This window comes from Frateuria hangzhouensis (genome assembly GCF_026410505.1).
In the GTDB taxonomy this organism is placed as follows: domain Bacteria; phylum Pseudomonadota; class Gammaproteobacteria; order Xanthomonadales; family Rhodanobacteraceae; genus Frateuria_A; species Frateuria_A hangzhouensis.
In genome coordinates, this window is record NZ_JAPMIU010000058.1 from 1 (window position 1) to 280 (window position 280).

Here is a 280-nt window from a genome sequence, read left to right on the forward strand (position 1 = left end):
CGGCCCCGTCGCCGTCGTGCACCGCGTAGCCGACGAGGCCGCCGCTATCGAGCTCGCCAACGACACTCCGTTCGGTCTCGGCTCCTACGTCTACACGACCGACCCTGAGCAGGCCGAGCGGGTGGCGAACGCCATCGAGGCCGGAATGGTCTACGTCAACTGCGTGCTGGCGGACTCCCCCGAGTTGCCCTTCGGCGGTGTGCGCCGCAGCGGCACCTCGCGCGAGATGGGTCTGCTCGCGGCCGACGAGTTCGTCAACAAGAAGCTGGTTCGCATCGCC

The 280-nt window shown here is 68.9% G+C and carries 1 protein-coding gene; it reads left to right on the forward strand.

What is annotated here, in order from left to right; all coding sequences use genetic code 11:
- On the forward strand, positions 1-280 hold a 280-nt coding region (locus OSC30_RS16860), incomplete at both ends, for an aldehyde dehydrogenase family protein (protein WP_267173006.1).